This is a genomic window from Xanthomonas maliensis, assembly GCF_009192945.1.
Classification (GTDB): Bacteria; Pseudomonadota; Gammaproteobacteria; order Xanthomonadales; family Xanthomonadaceae; genus Xanthomonas; species Xanthomonas maliensis.
Genome location: NZ_NSET01000104.1, coordinates 1 through 571, shown reverse-complemented (window position 1 = coordinate 571; position 571 = coordinate 1). Strand labels below are relative to the sequence as shown.

The following is a 571-nucleotide window of genomic DNA, read 5'->3' as shown; positions in this document are numbered from 1 at the left end:
ACAATGGAGATCAACGGCGCCAGCAACAAGGCCCAGGCGGCCTTGGACAGTACGGTCTGGACGTCGGACACCGGCAGCGATTTCCAGAACAGCACGCTGCGATCGCGACGGTCGTCGTACAGGCTGCCGAGTGCATAGAAGAACACCACGAACGCCAGCACTACCGAGGCAATGCCGATTCCCCCGAGCAGCAGGCCATCGCCGACCTGGCCCAAGGTGCGCGTGTAGCCGCTCAGGTCGCCTGCGTTGAAATCGACGCCGGATAGCTGGTTGCGGGCATTGACGGCGCCGATCACCGCGCCCAGCAGCGCAAAGAACACCGCGATGCCACCGGTGATCACCTGCGCCCAGACGAAGCCGCCGCGATGTTCCCAATACTCGCGTTTGAGCAGCCACAGGAAGGTGCGGGAAGCAGTTGCATGTTGGGTCGGAGCATTCATGCGTAGGTTCCTTTCATGACGGCCACGAACAGGTCGGCCAGCCCGGGGTTGCGGGTTTCACCCAGCTGGGCGAGTTGGTCTTTGGGAACGCCGTCGAACAGCATCACCGTCTTGCCGAACGGCAGGCTGCG

Annotated in this window: 2 pseudogenes; both read right to left on the bottom strand. The window is 63.2% G+C overall.

Features of this window, described 5'->3' with window-relative positions:
* A pseudogene (locus tag CKY51_RS21835) lies at positions 1 to 440 on the bottom strand (ABC transporter permease); the annotation flags it as partial.
* Positions 437 to 571: pseudogene (locus CKY51_RS21830) on the bottom strand (ABC transporter ATP-binding protein); the annotation flags it as partial. The pseudogenes CKY51_RS21830 and CKY51_RS21835, both read right to left, overlap by 4 nt.